At 69.9% G+C, this 14,680-nt stretch carries 15 protein-coding genes; 11 read left to right on the forward strand and 4 right to left on the reverse strand.

All coding sequences use genetic code 11. The annotated features are described in order from the left end of the window. Positions 1–39: 39 nt before the first annotated feature. The gene (locus tag ACQPZF_RS17490) at positions 40–510 is read left to right on the forward strand and encodes a TIGR03618 family F420-dependent PPOX class oxidoreductase (RefSeq protein WP_433272848.1); all 471 of its coding nucleotides are present in this window, start codon (positions 40–42) and stop codon (positions 508–510) included. Here the strand turns inward: ACQPZF_RS17490 and ACQPZF_RS17495 are convergent. Both ACQPZF_RS17495 and ACQPZF_RS17500 read right to left on the reverse strand, forming a co-directional pair. Then, positions 483–1,100 (reverse strand): hypothetical protein, encoded by a 618-nt coding sequence (locus tag ACQPZF_RS17495; RefSeq protein WP_433272850.1) that lies wholly within the window; start codon positions 1,098–1,100, stop codon positions 483–485. The genes ACQPZF_RS17490 and ACQPZF_RS17495 overlap by 28 nt on opposite strands. Before the next feature lie 60 nt (positions 1,101–1,160). Next, complete coding sequence (locus tag ACQPZF_RS17500) at positions 1,161–3,422, reverse strand: hypothetical protein (protein WP_433272852.1); 2,262 nt, start codon at positions 3,420–3,422, stop codon at positions 1,161–1,163. A 478-nt stretch (positions 3,423–3,900) separates the two neighbouring features. On the opposite strand from ACQPZF_RS17500, the gene ACQPZF_RS17505 reads away from it, so the two are divergent. From ACQPZF_RS17505 to ACQPZF_RS17530, 6 genes are all read left to right on the forward strand, one after another. Continuing rightward, the gene (locus tag ACQPZF_RS17505) at positions 3,901–5,037 is read left to right on the forward strand and encodes an ABC transporter substrate-binding protein (protein WP_433272854.1); all 1,137 of its coding nucleotides are present in this window, start codon (positions 3,901–3,903) and stop codon (positions 5,035–5,037) included. Positions 5,038–5,133: 96 nt separating this feature from the next. Further along, entirely contained in the window at positions 5,134–5,949 is an 816-nt protein-coding gene (locus ACQPZF_RS17510; protein WP_433272856.1) for an ABC transporter permease, read from the forward strand. After that, the gene (locus tag ACQPZF_RS17515; RefSeq protein ID WP_433272858.1) at positions 5,940–6,713 is read left to right on the forward strand and encodes an ABC transporter permease; all 774 of its coding nucleotides are present in this window, start codon (positions 5,940–5,942) and stop codon (positions 6,711–6,713) included. The genes ACQPZF_RS17510 and ACQPZF_RS17515 overlap by 10 nt, the downstream gene beginning before the upstream one ends. A gap of 1 nt (position 6,714) precedes the next feature. Continuing rightward, on the forward strand, positions 6,715–7,764 hold the full coding sequence (locus ACQPZF_RS17520; RefSeq protein WP_433272860.1) for an ABC transporter ATP-binding protein: 1,050 nt from the start codon (positions 6,715–6,717) through the stop codon (positions 7,762–7,764). A 69-nt stretch (positions 7,765–7,833) separates the two neighbouring features. Further along, positions 7,834–8,982, forward strand: a complete 1,149-nt coding sequence (locus ACQPZF_RS17525) for a low temperature requirement protein A (RefSeq protein WP_433272862.1) — start codon at positions 7,834–7,836, stop codon at positions 8,980–8,982. A gap of 20 nt (positions 8,983–9,002) precedes the next feature. Continuing rightward, on the forward strand, positions 9,003–9,290 hold the full coding sequence (locus ACQPZF_RS17530) for a hypothetical protein (RefSeq protein ID WP_433272864.1): 288 nt from the start codon (positions 9,003–9,005) through the stop codon (positions 9,288–9,290). Here the strand turns inward: ACQPZF_RS17530 and ACQPZF_RS17535 are convergent. Then, a complete protein-coding gene (locus ACQPZF_RS17535) occupies positions 9,278–9,868 on the reverse strand; it encodes a TetR/AcrR family transcriptional regulator (protein WP_433272866.1) in 591 nt (196 codons plus the stop codon). The two genes, ACQPZF_RS17530 and ACQPZF_RS17535, sit on opposite strands and share 13 nt — an antisense overlap. A gap of 80 nt (positions 9,869–9,948) precedes the next feature. Here ACQPZF_RS17535 and ACQPZF_RS17540 point away from each other — a divergent pair, with 80 nt between their 5' ends. Then, positions 9,949–10,275: an antibiotic biosynthesis monooxygenase family protein gene (locus ACQPZF_RS17540; RefSeq protein ID WP_433272868.1), complete on the forward strand. Its 327-nt coding sequence runs from the start codon at positions 9,949–9,951 to the stop codon at positions 10,273–10,275. Here ACQPZF_RS17540 and ACQPZF_RS17545 read toward each other — a convergent pair. Next, entirely contained in the window at positions 10,262–10,885 is a 624-nt protein-coding gene (locus ACQPZF_RS17545) for a DUF305 domain-containing protein (RefSeq protein ID WP_433272870.1), read from the reverse strand. The two genes, ACQPZF_RS17540 and ACQPZF_RS17545, sit on opposite strands and share 14 nt — an antisense overlap. Before the next feature lie 148 nt (positions 10,886–11,033). Here ACQPZF_RS17545 and ACQPZF_RS17550 point away from each other — a divergent pair, with 148 nt between their 5' ends. The 3 genes from ACQPZF_RS17550 to ACQPZF_RS17560 all read left to right on the forward strand — a co-directional run bounded on the left by ACQPZF_RS17550 (position 11,034) and on the right by ACQPZF_RS17560 (position 14,496). After that, positions 11,034–12,536: an LVIVD repeat-containing protein gene (locus ACQPZF_RS17550; RefSeq protein ID WP_433272872.1), complete on the forward strand. Its 1,503-nt coding sequence runs from the start codon at positions 11,034–11,036 to the stop codon at positions 12,534–12,536. Between the two features lie 680 nt (positions 12,537–13,216). Beyond that, the gene (locus ACQPZF_RS17555) at positions 13,217–13,381 is read left to right on the forward strand and encodes a DUF397 domain-containing protein (protein WP_433274591.1); all 165 of its coding nucleotides are present in this window, start codon (positions 13,217–13,219) and stop codon (positions 13,379–13,381) included. Between the two features lie 251 nt (positions 13,382–13,632). Further along, positions 13,633–14,496 carry a helix-turn-helix domain-containing protein gene (locus tag ACQPZF_RS17560; protein ID WP_433272874.1) on the forward strand — a complete coding sequence of 288 codons (864 nt, stop codon included), beginning with the start codon at positions 13,633–13,635 and terminating at the stop codon, positions 14,494–14,496. Positions 14,497–14,680: the final 184 nt, after the last annotated feature.

Raw genomic sequence — 14,680 nt, forward strand, 5'->3', positions numbered from 1 at the left:
CCTGGAATAGAAGTGTGTGCGGGACGGGTTGTCGGTGGCATGACTGACGAGCGCAAGGGCCCCGGTGCGGCGGCGTTGGACGAAGCCGGGGTGTTCGAGGTGTTGGGCGCTCGGCGGTTCGGGGTGTTGGCCACCACCAAGCGGAGCGGCCACCCGCACCTGACGACCGTGCTCTACCACTGGACGCCGGAGGAGCGGCTGCTGCGGTTCTCCACGACGCTCGACCGGGTCAAGGTCCGCCATGTCCGGAACTCCGGCAAGGCCGCGCTGCACGTCGCCGTCGACGATTGGACGTTCGCCGTCGCGGAGGGGGACGCCGAGGTGTCGGAGGCGTCGACTACACCGGGGGACGCCGTCGGGCTGGAGCTGCTGGAGATGCTGCCCGCCGACCTGCGGGCCGATCCCGGCTCGTCCGACGAGGACTTCCTGAAGCTCCAGGTCGAGGAGCGCCGCGTGGTCATCCGGCTCAGGGCGACCAAGGTTTACGGCACCCGGATCAGCTTCGACTGACGGCGGGTCCGTGCCCGGACGATCGGGTGCACGATCACGACCAGCAGCGACAACGCCGGCGTCGACCGGCCCAGCAGGTACTCGCCCAGCAGGTGGTCGGCGGCCGGCACCGCGAGCGCGGCGGCGAACGTCCAGGCGGGCGCCGTGGGCAGTTTGCCCGGCTTGGCCCACGGCGTGCGCTTGAACGGTTTCGCCACGGACAGCCAGACCTGGAACGCCAGCGCCGACGCCATCAGCAGGGAGCCCAGCAGCATCAACGCCGGCGACCCCGCCGGGTGGAGGTTGGGGCTCAGCACGAAGATCCCCACGTAGAGCTGGGTGAAGGTGATCACGAACTTGACCAGCACCCACCAGTGGCGGAAGTAGCCCCACGGGGTCAGGCCGGACAGCGCCAGGCCGGTGAACGCCGACGTGGTCGCCATGAACTGCAACACGTCCACGTCGATCCGCAGCGCGACGTCGAACGCCGCCGCACGGGACGGGCCCGACGCGTCCAGGGCGTACGTCACCGCGACGAACAGGGCCAGCGCCATGCACATCCAGCCCGTGGACGTGATGACGTGCAACCACACCAGCAGTTTGCGGGTCATGGGATCCCCCAACAGGTAGCTGTACTACATATAGCACAGCTACCTGTCGGGGGTTCGCGGTCAGACGCGGCAGGGGGTGCCGCCGACCTCGCCCGGCAACGCCTCCACGTTCGCCTTCGCCTCACCCAGCACAACGTCGGTCAGCAGGGTGTCGAGCACCAGCGCCTGCTGCGTCACGCTGGTCGCGGTGGTCGTCGTGCTGTTGAGCCGCAACGAGCCGATGACCAGCGGGATGGTCAAGGGCGCGCTGCCGACGGCCACCGACACGCCGTTGATCCGCAGGCTCGCGATCTGCGACGAGCCGGCGAACTGCGGTGTCAGGCCGCCCGGTCCGGGCGCGCACGTCGCCGACGCGTCCGAGCGGATCACGCCCACCTCGATGGTCACCAGCAGGCTGGAGATCCGGGTGCGCTCGACCCTGGCCGAGGACACCGCGCTGTCACCGGCCGCCGGCGGGTTCGCCAGCAGGTCGTCCGGTGTCTGGTCGGTCCGCGCGGTCAGCGCCTCCGCCCGCACGGCGAGGATCCCGGCGGACAGGTTGACGTTCGCCACGTTCTCGTAGTCGTCCGCGCACGGCACGTCCGGCGGGTTGGCGCGGGCCGCGATGATGCCCGCCAGGTTCAGCGCGGTGGCCTGGCAGGAGAACACGCCGGTCCGCTCGGAGGTCTTGATCCGCAGGTCCGACAGGACCGGGCTCGCGCCCGACGGGGATGCCGTCAGCGTCGCCCGCACCTCGATGTACCGGCCCGTCCGGGCGAACTCCACCCCGTTGGACACCGGGGTGAACGGCCCGGTCAGGCCCGCCTCGGTGTCGGCGGTGCGCGCCTCCACCGTGATCGACGTGCCCGGCGGGACGCTGCCCTGCGCCTCGGTGTTCCAGGTGACCGTGCCCCACGTCTGGCCGGCCACGCCGCCGTCCTGCACCACGGACCACGTGCCCACCGGCGCGGTGATCTCGCCGAGCACGGAACCCGTCATGTCGCTGTAGTTGTACGGCCCCGCGCCCGCGCCGAGGTCCACCGTCAGGTCGACCGCGCCGATGGTGAAGCCGCCGCCGCCGACCCCGCCGAGCGCCGGGTCGATCCGCATCGCGTTGTTGGTGCTGATGTTGGTCACCCACACCTTGCCGTTGGTGTCCACCGCGACGCCCGTCGGGCCGACACCGCCGGGCAGGGTCACGTTGCCGACGTACGTGCCGTCGGTCCGCAGGTGGCCGACCGTGGTCGCGCCGAACAACGCGTGCGCGACCCACACGTTCCCGTCGCCGTCGACCGCCACGCCCTGGGCGTTCTCGCTGCCGTGCGGGAAGGTGCCGAGCACGGTGCCGTCCGGGGCGAGCTTCACGACCTGGTTGCCGGCCACCTTGGTGTGCCAGATCTCGCCGGTCCGCGGGTCCATGCCGAGCCCGTAGTCGCCGTGCGAGGTGTCCAGGCACGCGCCCGTGGCCGTCCCCGGCTCGTACCGCAGGAGGTTGGCGCCGAACCGCGCGGACCACAGGGTGCCCGCCTGGTCGACCAGGCCGCCGTAGCCGCCGCAGCCGAGGCTGAACGGCGGCGTGACCGGCGCACCGTCGACCCCGGAGATCTTCTCGTGCCGCGTGTTCGAGCCGCCCGTCCACAGGTCGTTGTTCGAGTCCACGGCGACCGTGCGGGTGTTCGTGCCGGCCACCCGGCGGTAGGTGATCAGGCACTCGTCGGCGGCTGTGGTGACACCGCCGCCGTCGTCCGCGCCGCCGGCGTTGGTCCACGGCCGGATGTCGCCGAGGCCGCGCGACGTGGCGTACCGGCCGTCGCCGTCGCGGTCCACACAGGTGTTGTAGCCGAACGGGCCCTGCAGGTATGCGCCGTTCGCGTCGGGCGTGCCGGCGGCGTCGACGCGGGTTCCGCCGAGCGTGATGCCGACCCGCGTGACGGAACCCTGCCCGCCCTGGGCCTCGTCGCGGTTGGAGAGCCAGGTGTTGCCGAGCTTGTCCACGGTGGTGCGGGAGGGGTTGCGACCGCGGCCGTCGGGCGCGGAGAGCCATTCCCCGACGATCTGGCCGGTGTTCACGTCGATCCGGACCATGGTGCCGCGTGCGGACGCGGCGACGTTGACGAACGGGAAGAACGCGCTCTCCTTGTCCAACTGGAGCTGGTTGTTGTTCGGCGCGTCGTGGTTGACGTCCTGGAGCACGCCCTGGTCGAAATCGGCGTCCAGGGTGTAGAGCACGTCCTCGCCGGTCACCGGCACGGCCGAGGCCGTTCCGGGCAGGCCGGCCAGCAGGCCGGGTATGAGCGCCAGGCTGACGGCCAGCACGGCCGTCGACTTTCTCGGGTGACGCATGGGATTTGCCCCTTCGTGATGGGGAAAGCCGGGGATTCGGGCATATCCGTCACGTGACATCCGGATGTCGAAACGCTTTCGAAATCCGTTACGTGGCCTCGAAAACGTGAGTGTTCGGTGGCCGCAGAAAGTGGGGTCGACATCATCCGATGCGCCCAGCGGAAAACAGCTCGTGGCCTATTTCCCCGGCTTTCGCGCGGTGGCCGGTGGTCGCCGCCGCTACTCCTTACGGGTCAGTGGTTGGGCCGATCCGGTCGACTCCGGGCCGGTAGCATCCGGTGCGTGCGGTGGATCACGCCCGCCCGGCCTGCGCGTTCACCACGGGGACACCGGGCGACCACCGGGAATTCGTCCGGTTGGTCGTACGGGTCTCACTCGGCCCGGCCGGCTTGACAAGCACGCGCGGCGTCCCGAATCCTCCGCTGGCTGAAACGTTTTGGTCGCTCGGATTCCCTTGTCCACGAGGAAGGTTCGCCCCGTGACCCAGGTCAGATCGTCCAGCCTCCACCTGATCGGCATCGGCGCCACCGCGCTGGCGCTGGTCGCCGCGTGCGGTGCGCCGCCCGCCAAGGAGGGCGGCGCGACCAACTCGTCCGCCGCGTCCGCGAAGTCCGCCGCCGAACTCGGCGGGATGGACAAGCTCGTCGAGGCCGCCAAGGCGGAGGGCAGGCTCAACGTCATCGCGCTGCCGCCGGACTGGGCCAACTACGGCGAGATCATCGAGGCGTTCGAGGCGAAGTACGGCATCGAGGTCGACTCCGCGCAACCCGACGCGTCCAGCCAGGACGAGATCAACGCCGCGAAGCAGCTCAAGGGCGGCGACCGCGCGCCGGACGTGTTCGACCTCGGCCTGAACGTGGCCCTGGCCAACAAGGACCTCTTCGCGCCCTACCAGGTCGAGACCTGGGGTGACATCCCTGCCGAGCTGAAGGAGCCCAGCGGGCTCTACTACGGCGACTACGGCGGCTTCATGTCCATCGGCTACGACGCCGGCAAGGTGCCCGCGCCGAATGCGGTCAAGGACCTGCTCAAGCCCGAGTACCAGGGCAAGGTCGCGCTCAACGGCGACCCGACGCAGGCCGGCGCGGCGTTCTCCGGCGTCGTGATGGCCTCGCTGGGCAACGGCGGCTCCGCCGACGACATCGCGCCCGGCGTGGAGTTCTTCAAGCAGCTCAAGGCCGCCGGCAACTTCCTGCCGGTCGACCCGTCGCCCGCGACCATCGAGTCCGGCCAGACGCCGGTCGTCATCGACTGGGACTACACCAACGCCGCGCAGACCGCGAAGCTCGCCGGCAAGGCGGACTGGAAGGTCGTCGTGCCGGCGGGCGCGCAGGTCGGCGCGTACTACAACCAGGCCGTCAACAAGGACGCCCCGCACCCCGCCGCCGCGCGGCTGTGGCAGGAGTTCCTGTACTCCGACGAAGGCCAGAACCTGTACCTGAAGGGCCTGTCCCGGCCCGTGCGGCTGGACGCGCTGACCAAGTCCGGCAAGGTCGACAGCGGCGCCGCCGCCAAGCTGCCCAAGACCGACGGCAAGCAGGTGTTCCTGACCCAGGAGCAGTCGGACAAGGCCAAGAAGGCGCTGACCGACACCTGGGCGCAGGCGGTGGGCTGACCGGTGGTCGCGCCTGTCACCACCGCGGTCCGGCGAGAGGCCGCGGCTCCGGGGCGAGGGCCTGCCACGAGGCCGTGGCGGGCTTGGCTCGTCGTCGTGCCGTTCCTGCTCTACGTGGGCACGTTCCTGGTCTACCCGACGGTGCTGGTGCTGGCCGGGGCGTTCCAGGACCCGGACGGCGGGTTCACCCTGGACAACCTGGCCGCGCTGAGCCGAGGCGTGTACCTGGAGGCCTTCCTGCGCAGCGTCGAGCTGTCCGCGCTGACGGCGGTGCTGGGCGCGGTGCTCGGCGCGCTGCTGTCGTGGGCGGTCGCGGGCAGGAAGCCGGAAGGGCTGCTGCGACGGGTGGTGGTGGCCGGGTCGGGGGTGCTGGCGCAGTTCGGCGGTGTGCCGCTGGCGTTCGCCTTCCTCGCCACGGTGGGCTTCCAGGGCTTCGTCACGCAGTTCCTCAAGGACCGGCTGGGCATCGACCTGTTCGCCGGCGGGGCCTGGCTGTTCGAGCTGCCGGGGCTCACGCTGGTCTACACGTTCTTCCAGATCCCGTTGATGGTCATCGTGTTCCTGCCCGCGCTGGACGGCCTCCGTCCACAGTGGAGGGAAGCGGTGGACAGCCTCGGCGGCACCTCGTGGACGTACTGGCGGCACGTGGGCGGGCCGGTCCTGCTGCCCGCGTTCCTGGGCGCTCTGCTGCTGCTGTTCGCCAACGCGTTCTCCGCCTACGCGACGGCCGCCGCGCTGGTGTCGCAGGGCAGCCCGATCGTGCCGTTGCAGATCCGGGGCGCGCTGACCGGTGAAGTCCTGCTGGGGCAGGAGAACCTGGGCAAGGCCCTGGGGCTCGGCATGGTCGTCGTGGTCGCCGTGGCGATGGGTCTCTACGCCCTGCTGCAACGGAGGTTCGCGCGATGGCGGTGAAAGTGGTCCGCCGGCTGGTCATCCTGCTGCTGGGCGCGTTCTTCTTGTTGCCGCTGTTCGCGATGGCGGAGTTCGCCACCCGGGGCCCGAACGGCACGCGCAGCCTGGAGTCCTGGTCGGGCATCGGGTCCGACCGGGACCTGGTCGAGGCGATCCTGGCGTCCGTGCAGCTCGCCGTCACCAGTTCGCTGGTGATGCTCGTGCTGCTGGTGCCGACCATGGCGTGGATCCGGCTGCGGCTGCCGAGGCTGCGGCGGCTGGTGGAGTTCCTGTGCCTGCTGCCGATCGCGATCCCGGCGATCGTGCTGGTCGTCGGCATGGCCCCGCTGTACGCGTGGGTGAACTACCTCCTCGGTGACTCGCCGCTGACGCTCACCTTCGCCTACGCGGTGCTGGTGCTGCCGTTCGCGTACCGGGCGATCGACGCGGGGCTGTCCGCGATCGACCTGAAGACCCTGGCGGAAGCCGCCCGCGGCCTCGGCGCGTCCTGGGGCACGGTGCTGCTGCGGGTCGTGGTGCCCAACATCCGCACCGCGCTGATCGGCGCGTCGCTGCTGTCGGTCGCGTTGGTGCTGGGCGAGTTCACCATCGCGTCGCTGCTGAACTTCGACACCTTGCAGGTGCGGGTGAACCTGCTCGGCAAGCGGAACGCGGGCGTGTCCGTCGCGGTGTCCCTGCTGAGCCTGCTGTTCGCGTTCGTGCTGCTGTTCCTGCTCTCGTTCATCGGCAGGCCGCGCCGGGGCGCCGTCGTGGAGGAAGGCTGAGATGGGTTACCTGGAGTTGCACGGGCTGCGCAAGTCGTTCGGCGGGCAGCCCGCGCTGGCGGGCCTCGACCTGGAGCTGGCCCGGGGCGAGCTGGTCAGTCTGCTCGGCCCCAGCGGCTGCGGCAAGACCACGGCGTTGCGCATCGTGGCCGGTTTCGAGACCGCCGACGAGGGCACGGTCCGGGTGGACGGGCGCGACGTCACCGGCGTCCCGGCGAACCGCCGCGACATGGGCATGGTGTTCCAGGCCTACAGCCTCTTCCCGAACCTGACCGCCGCGCAGAACATCGCGTTCGGCCTGCGGCTGCGCAAGACCCCGCACCGCGCGCGGCGGACGGGGGAGCTGCTGGAGCTGGTCGGCCTGGAGCACCTGGGGAAGCGCTATCCGCACGAGCTGTCCGGCGGGCAGCAGCAGCGGGTGGCGTTGGCGCGGGCGCTGGCGATCCAGCCGAGGGTGCTGCTGCTGGACGAGCCGCTGTCCGCGCTGGACGCCCAGGTGCGGGTCGGCCTGCGCGAGGAGATCCGGCGCATCCAGACCGAGCTGGGCATGACGACGCTGTTCGTGACGCACGACCAGGAGGAGGCGTTGGCCGTCTCCGACCGCGTCGGCGTCATGTCCCACGGGAAGCTCGAACAGCTCGACACCCCCGCCGTGGTGTACCGGCAGCCCGCTTCGGCGTTCGTGGCGCAGTTCGTCGGCGTGACGAACGCGGTGTACGGCACGGCCGAGGTCGGTGGCGTGCGGCTCGGCGCTTTCCGACTGGCGACGGACGCGGCCGTCGGGCTGGCGGCCGGCGTCGAGGTGAAGGTGATCGTGCGGCCGGAGGACATCGGCATCGCGCAGCACAGCGGCCAGGACAACGGCGCGCTGGTGGGCAGCGTGCTGACGCAGAGCTTCCTCGGTCCGGTGACGCGGCTCTCGGTCCGGCTGGACGGCGGCGAGCAGGTCGTGCGGGTGGACCAGCCGTCCAGCCGGGCGGGTGACTTCCCGCCGGGCACGACGGTGGCGTTGGACCTGGCTCCCACGCGGCTGATGGTCGTCGAGGCCTGAGGGCTCCGGTCCCCGGTAGGCGGACGGGCTGACCGTGCGGATGTCGCGCCGACTGGGCATGATCCCCGCATGACGAGGGCGTGGTACCGGCCGATGACGGCCCGGCGGTCCGACGAGGAGCACCGGGCCGCCACCCCGCTGGAGCTGCTGTTCGACCTGTGCTTCGTGGTCGCGGTCGCCTCGGCCGCCGCGAGCCTGCACCACGCGCTGGCCGAGGGCCACCTCGGTCACGGCGTCGCGGGCTACCTGTCGGTGTTCTTCGCGATCTGGTGGGCGTGGCTGAACTTCACCTGGTTCGCCTCCGCCTACGACACCGACGACGTGCCGTACCGGCTGACGACGCTGGTGCAGATCGCGGGCGTGCTGGTGGTCGCGGCCGGCGTGCAGAGGGCGTTCGACCGGGCCGACTTCACGATCATCACGGTCGGTTACGTGATCATGCGGCTGACCATGGTCGGGCAGTGGCTGCGGGCGTCGCGGACCGATCCGGAGCGGCGCGCGTGCGCCCTCCGGTACGCCCTGGGCATCACGGTCGTGCAGATCGGCTGGGTGGCGCGGCTGTGGCTGCCGGACAGCGCGTTCTGGGTCGGTTTCCTGGTGCTGGTGGCGGCCGAGCTGGCGGTGCCCGCGTGGGCGGAGCGGGTCGGGCGCACCACGTGGCACCCGCACCACATCGCCGAGCGGTACGGGCTGTTCACGCTGATCGTGCTCGGCGAGTCGATCCTGGCGGCGACCGGAGCCGTGTCCTCGGCGCTGGACGGGGGCCACTCGGCGGGCGCGCTGATCTCGCTGGCCGTCGCCGGGCTGGTGATCGTGTTCTCGCTGTGGTGGCTGTACTTCGACCACCCGGCGCAGGAGCTGCTGATCTCGCTGCGGTTCTCGCTGACGTGGGGCTACGGGCACTTCCTGGTCTTCGCGTCGGTCGCGGCGGTGGGCGCGGGACTGGAGGTGGCGGTCGACCACGACCTGCACGAGGCGCACCTGTCGTCGCTCGCGGCGGGCATGACGACCACCGTTCCGGTCGCGGTGTTCCTCGCCGTGGTGTGGTACCTCCAGGTGCGCCCTCGTCAGCAGGGGCCGATCACCTGGGCGTTCCCGGCGGCGGCGCTGCTGGCGCTGCTGTCGTCGTTCGCACCCGCGCCGATCCACGTGGTCGCGTTGGTGCTGGCGGCGCTGGTGGCGGTGGTGGTCTTCACCGGGCGCCGTGGAACTCGCTGAACACGGGTTAGTCTCGTCGCGTGGACGGCGAGATCATGGCCAGGGCCGGCAACCACCTCTACACCTTCGACGGCCGCGTGTTGGAGGTCTTCGGCAACAGCTCCGTCCGCTTCCACGTGCGCCACATGCACCTCTCGGTCAAAGGCCCGGACCGCAAGGGGAACCGGACCGTCGAGATCCGCCACGGCCGGCCGGACGCGCCGGGCGACGGCTACGTCTGGCGGTATTCCGCCGCCGAGTGGGGCAGCCTGCCGGGACTGGACGGGCTGCTGCACGCGGTCCGAGTGGCCATCGATCAGGCCGGCTGACCGCCCACCCCGTGCAGCGTCTGCGCCAGCAGCGCCCGCAGCACCGCCTCGCTCTGCTCGGCGTCGCCCGGCCGCACGGTCCGCGCCGCCGCCTCCACCGAACCGTGGATCAGCAGCGCCCGCAGCCCCGGCTCCGGCACCCGCGCCTCCACCAGCACCTCGGCCAACGGCGCGAGCAGCTTCTCGTGCTCGTTCCGGATCTGCCGCCGGCTCGCCTCGGGCAGCGCGTGCGCGGACAGCGCGACCACCGCGCCGTGGCTGCCGTCGACGATGATCTCCAGCACGGTCCGCAGGTAGGCCTCGACCTTCGCCGGAACCCCGGACACCGCGTGCACCGCCTCCGCCAGCCGACGCGCCTGATCAGGCAGCTCATCGGTCACGATGGCGGTGACGAGTTCCTCGCGCGACCGGAAGTACTCGTACAGCGTCGGCCGCGACAGCCCCACCCGGCGGGCCAGCGCGGCGAGCGTCAGCGCTTCCGCGCCCTCCGTCGCCACGATCGCCCGGCCGGTGTCGAGCAGGTCGCGCAGGCGGTTCGCGCGGTGCTGCGCGACGGTGTCGGCGCTGATCTTCGGCACCCGCCTGATCCTAGCCCTTGTCTTCCCGACGCGCCGTTGGGATAGTTGCCGACGTAGCGTCGGGAACTCGGAGGTGCCGCATGTTCGTCGCGACCAACCGCTTGTTCGTGCCCGCCGACCGCGCCGAGGAGTTCGAGGCCCACTTCAGGGACCAGATGCGCACCTGCCTGCCGGGCGTGCCCGGACTGCGGCGCAGCACGCTGCTCCGTCCCACCCGCCCCGACCAGCCCTACGTCGCGGTCAACGAGTTCGACACCGAGGACGACTTCAAGGCCTGGATCGCCTCCGACTCGTTCCGGGCGGCGCACCGGCGCAACGCGGGCATCGCCCGGCACGTCACGGGCAACGCCGTCGAGACCTTCCAGCCCTCCGAGGACTTGGTCCTCACCGCGCCTACGGGATCGTGATCGCCTTCATCCGTGCGATCTCGTCCGACTGCGACGCCACCACGTCGTTCGCCATCTCCTCGACCCGCACGTCCGTCCCGGTGGACAGCAGGTCGACGGCCATCTTCAGCGCGCCCTCGTGGTGCGCGATCATCAGCCGGAGGAACAACCGGTCGAAATCGGCCCCCCGCGCGGCTTTCAACGCCGCCAGTTGCTCGTCGGTCGCCATGCCGGGCATGGACTTGTGGTCGACTTGCGGCAGCGTGCCGCTGTGGCCGTGCGCCGGGGCCTTCTCGGCGAACTGGCGCTGCCACTGCTCCATGGCGGCGATCTCCGGACCCTGCGTGTCGTGGATCCGGGACGCGAGGCCCTTCACCGTTTCGTGTGCCGCCCGTTCGGGTGCGAGTTTTGACATGTCCAACGCCTGGGCGTGGTGCGCGATCATGCTCGCCACGTACTCCAGGTCGGCTTCGCTCGGCGCGACCCACCGGTCCGTGCCGACGTCGCCGGGCGCCATGGTCGCCGCCGGCTCACCAGGCCCATTAGGCACGATGACGGGCGGTGCGTCCTCCGTCCGGGCCGTGCAGGCGGCCAGGAAAGCGATCACCGCAGCGATGAACAAGATCCGCATCCGACCGACCCCCTAGGTTCCGCGACAACCTACCCGGCCGTCCCACCAGCCGGAAAGGGTTCACATCACCGACGAATGGATCTGGTGGTTAGCGTTGCGAAGGGGTGATACTGCGGTCCCTGCTACAGGTTGGAAGGGGAGACCTGAAGTGAAAGCACGCGATTCGGCCCGCCGGCGCAGATCCGCCGCGGCCTTGGGTGCGTTCGCACTCGCGCTCTCGACGACGCTGGGCTGGGGTCCGCAGGCGGTGGCGGATCCCGGCGTGGACGCTGATCTGGCCGGGCTGTCGGAGGCCCAGCTAGTGGCGCAGGAACAACCGGCCACGGGCCTTCCCGCGGTCGACGAGATCCGCAACAGCCGCAACGTGAAGCACGTCGCGAACCTGCCGAAGCCGGCTCCGTTCACCGAGACCTCCACGTGGACCGACCTGGCGTTCCAGGACGGCTACGCGTTCGACGGGAACTACGACGGGTTCGTCATCTACGACATCCGCAACCCGCACAAGCCGAAGATCGTGAGCACGGTGCTCTGCCCGGGGTCGCAGAACGACATCTCGGTCAAGGGGAACCTGCTCTTCCTCTCCACCGACTCGTCGCGCAGCGACAACTCGTGCGCCAGCACTCCGCTGCCGGCCACGAACAAGAACGCCTGGGAAGGCGTCAAGATCTTCGACATCAGCGACAAGCGCAACCCGCGCTACATCGCCGCGGTCGAGACCAAGTGCGGTTCCCACACCCACACGCTGGTGCCGGACAAGCGGGGCAGGAACGTCTACGTGTACGTCTCGTCGTACAGCCCGAACGCGACGTTCCCGGACTGCCAGCCGCCGCACGACCTGATCTCCATCATCAAGGTGCCGCTGAAGGACCCGGCGTCCGCCGCGGTGCTGTCCGAGAGCGTGCTGTTCCCGGACGGCGGCAACCCCGGACAGCCCGGCTCGATCCCGACCGGGTACGTGTCGGCGACCTCGGGCTGCCACGACATCACCGTGTACCCGTCCAAGGACCTCGCGGCGGGCGCGTGCATGGGTGACGGCGTGCTGTGGGACATCTCCGACCGGGAGAAGCCCCGCGAGATCAGCCGGGTGCAGGACAACGTGAACTTCGCGTTCTGGCACTCCGCCACGTTCAACAACGCCGGCACCAAGGTCGTCTTCACCGACGAACTCGGCGGCGGCAGTGCGGCCACCTGCAACGAGACCATCGGGAAGACCCGCGGCGCGGACGGCATCTACGACATCACCGGCCGCGGCGACGACCGCGAACTGGAGTTCCGCTCGTACTACAAGATCTCCCGGACCCAGGGCGACACCGAGAACTGCGTCGCGCACAACGGCTCGCTGCTCCCCGTCCAGGGGCGCGACATCATGGTGCAGGCGTGGTACCAGGGCGGCATCTCGATCTGGGACTTCACCGACTCCCGCAACCCGAAGGAGATCGGCTGGTTCGAGCGCGGCCCGCTGCCGGACGGCAAGCGCGGCGGCGCGTGGTCGACGTACTACTACAACGGCTACATCTACTCGTCGGACATGGCGAAGGGCCTGGACGTCCTGGACATCCGGGATCCGCGGACGGTGACCGCCAAGTTCATCCGCGTGGATGAGCTGAACGTGCAGACCCAGGGCCACTACCGGGAGCTGTTCCCGAGGTAGTCCCCGAGTCGGACCGGGGGGGGCCTGTCCGGGCGACCGGGCAGGCCCCTTCGTCGTGTCCGCGGCACGGGGACACGGCAGCCGCTCACGTGGCGGACGGGCCGGGATCGTCCGGAATCCGATGTGTTCCGGGTGACCGCCGAATATTCCTTCGACGGCTTTCGATCGGATGTCCCATAACGAATTGAGTCGGTAGTCGTGAGCGACTCGGCCGGTACCCGGACAACTCTCGCGGGCTGGCCCGGTCAAGTGATCGATCAGCGTCGAAGCACATTACTGCCGGGCGCGGTGGTGGAGATCGTCCGTAGCGGCGGGTCTTTCGGCACCGTGCGGGCGGCGGCGTCGCCCGACCCGTCGCGGACCCGTGACTAGGCGTTCCGCGTCCCGCAAAGCTCGGGCGGCGGGATCGGGACGGTGCGATTGCACGTGGCTGTCGAGTGGGGTAACAAGGCGGCGGCCGGTTGCCGCAATGGTCGGGACGCCGTTTCTGCGACCATCGGCGAAATCGCGATCCGAGGTCATTCCGCCTTTATGCGAGTCGCCGGCTCGCTCTGTCGGCGGTACGGCTGATCGAGGTCCCGGCGTTACTCTCGGTTGTCACGACACGGCGATCGGGGACTGACGTGGCAGAGCGGGGAAAGGCGCACCTCGTGGAGGTGGAAGTCTGTGGACTGGTGTGGGTGAAGAGCTCCGCCAGCGGCAGCAATCAGGGCGACTGCCTGGAGATCGCGCGGTCTCCGGACTGGATCATGGTGCGCTCGTCCAGGAATCGGCAGGGTGAGCGTCTGATGCTGACGTGTTCGGCGTGGCGCGCGCTCCTCGCCTGGCTTAGGTCGAATGGCTGAACCCTGCCGCCGGTCAGTCCGCTGCGCGACGTAGCGGGTAGGGCATCGGCGTTCGGCGTTGTTTTTTCCGGGCCGGTGACCTCGGCGCATACCGTGAGCAGCAGCCCCCGTCGGCCGAACTGGTTACGCAGTGCAATCATCTCTCAGTCGTTCCGACAGCAGGCGACTGCCTGCCGTCTCGACGCTTGCTACCACCGTGCACGTGGCAGATCGCCACGTGCACGGTGGTAGCGGCCGACTGAGGGAGGCACATGTCCCCTGGTACGAACCCGCTCACCGAGCGACGCAGGCTCCGCATCGAGCTGCGGCAGACTCGCGATGCGTTGAAGTTGACGCAGAAGGAGGTGGCCGACGCCCTTGAGTGGTCCCCGTCCAAGCTCATCCGCATCGAGAAGGGCACGGTCGGGATCTCCGTGACCGACCTCAAGGCACTGCTGCTCCACTACCAGGTCACGGACCCGGATGCGGTGGATCGACTGGTCCGGATGGCTCGGATCGGCAAGCAGGCCGCGTGGTGGAACGAGTACCGCGACATCGCGAGTCTCCGGTTCCAGAAGTTCGTCGGCCTGGAATCCTCCTCCATCCGGATCCGGCAGTTCCAGAGCCTGGTGTTCCCCGGGTTGCTTCAGTCCAGGAGGTACGTCGAGGCGTTGATGACCAACTCGCACACCGAGACCGGCCGGCGGCTGATGGAGGCGCGCCTCAAGCGCCAGGAACTCATCGGCGAGGACGGGCCGGAGATGATCTTCATCGTCGACGAGTCGGTGCTCCACCGGCAGATCGGCGGGGCCGCGGTGATGCGGGCGCAGTTGCGGCACGTCAAAGAGGTCGCCGCCCACCCCAACGTCACCTTCCGGGTAATGCCCTTCTCGGCCGGCGTGCACAAGGGCATGGCGGCCTCGTTCGAGATCTTCGAGTTGTCCGACGAGCCCGACGACTACGCGGTGCTGCTGGAGCAGGCGCACAGGGACACCCTGTTCGAAGACGCTTCGGAGGAGACGGCGGAGTTCGTCAACATCTTCTCCGAGCTGGGAGAGGTCGCTCTCCCGCCGGAGGACACCCTACGCGTCATCGACCAGCGACTGCGCGAGTTGGCAGAGGAGAACGAGCAGTAGCCCTTGACATGGCTCGGGCGGCCTCCGCGCCAACGAAGCCCGCCCGAAGGCAACCAAATCCCACCACCCGGCCAAGAGTTCGAGGACCCGCTGCCGAGCGCCAAGCCTACGACGTTCCCCGCGTCTCCGCTGCCTTCGCGCCCCATTCCTTCGGGTGAGGCATCCGCGGTCGTGTCCTCCTGAG

The sequence above is a fragment of the Actinosynnema sp. CS-041913 genome (assembly GCF_050942485.1).
GTDB lineage: Bacteria > Actinomycetota > Actinomycetes > Mycobacteriales > Pseudonocardiaceae > Actinosynnema.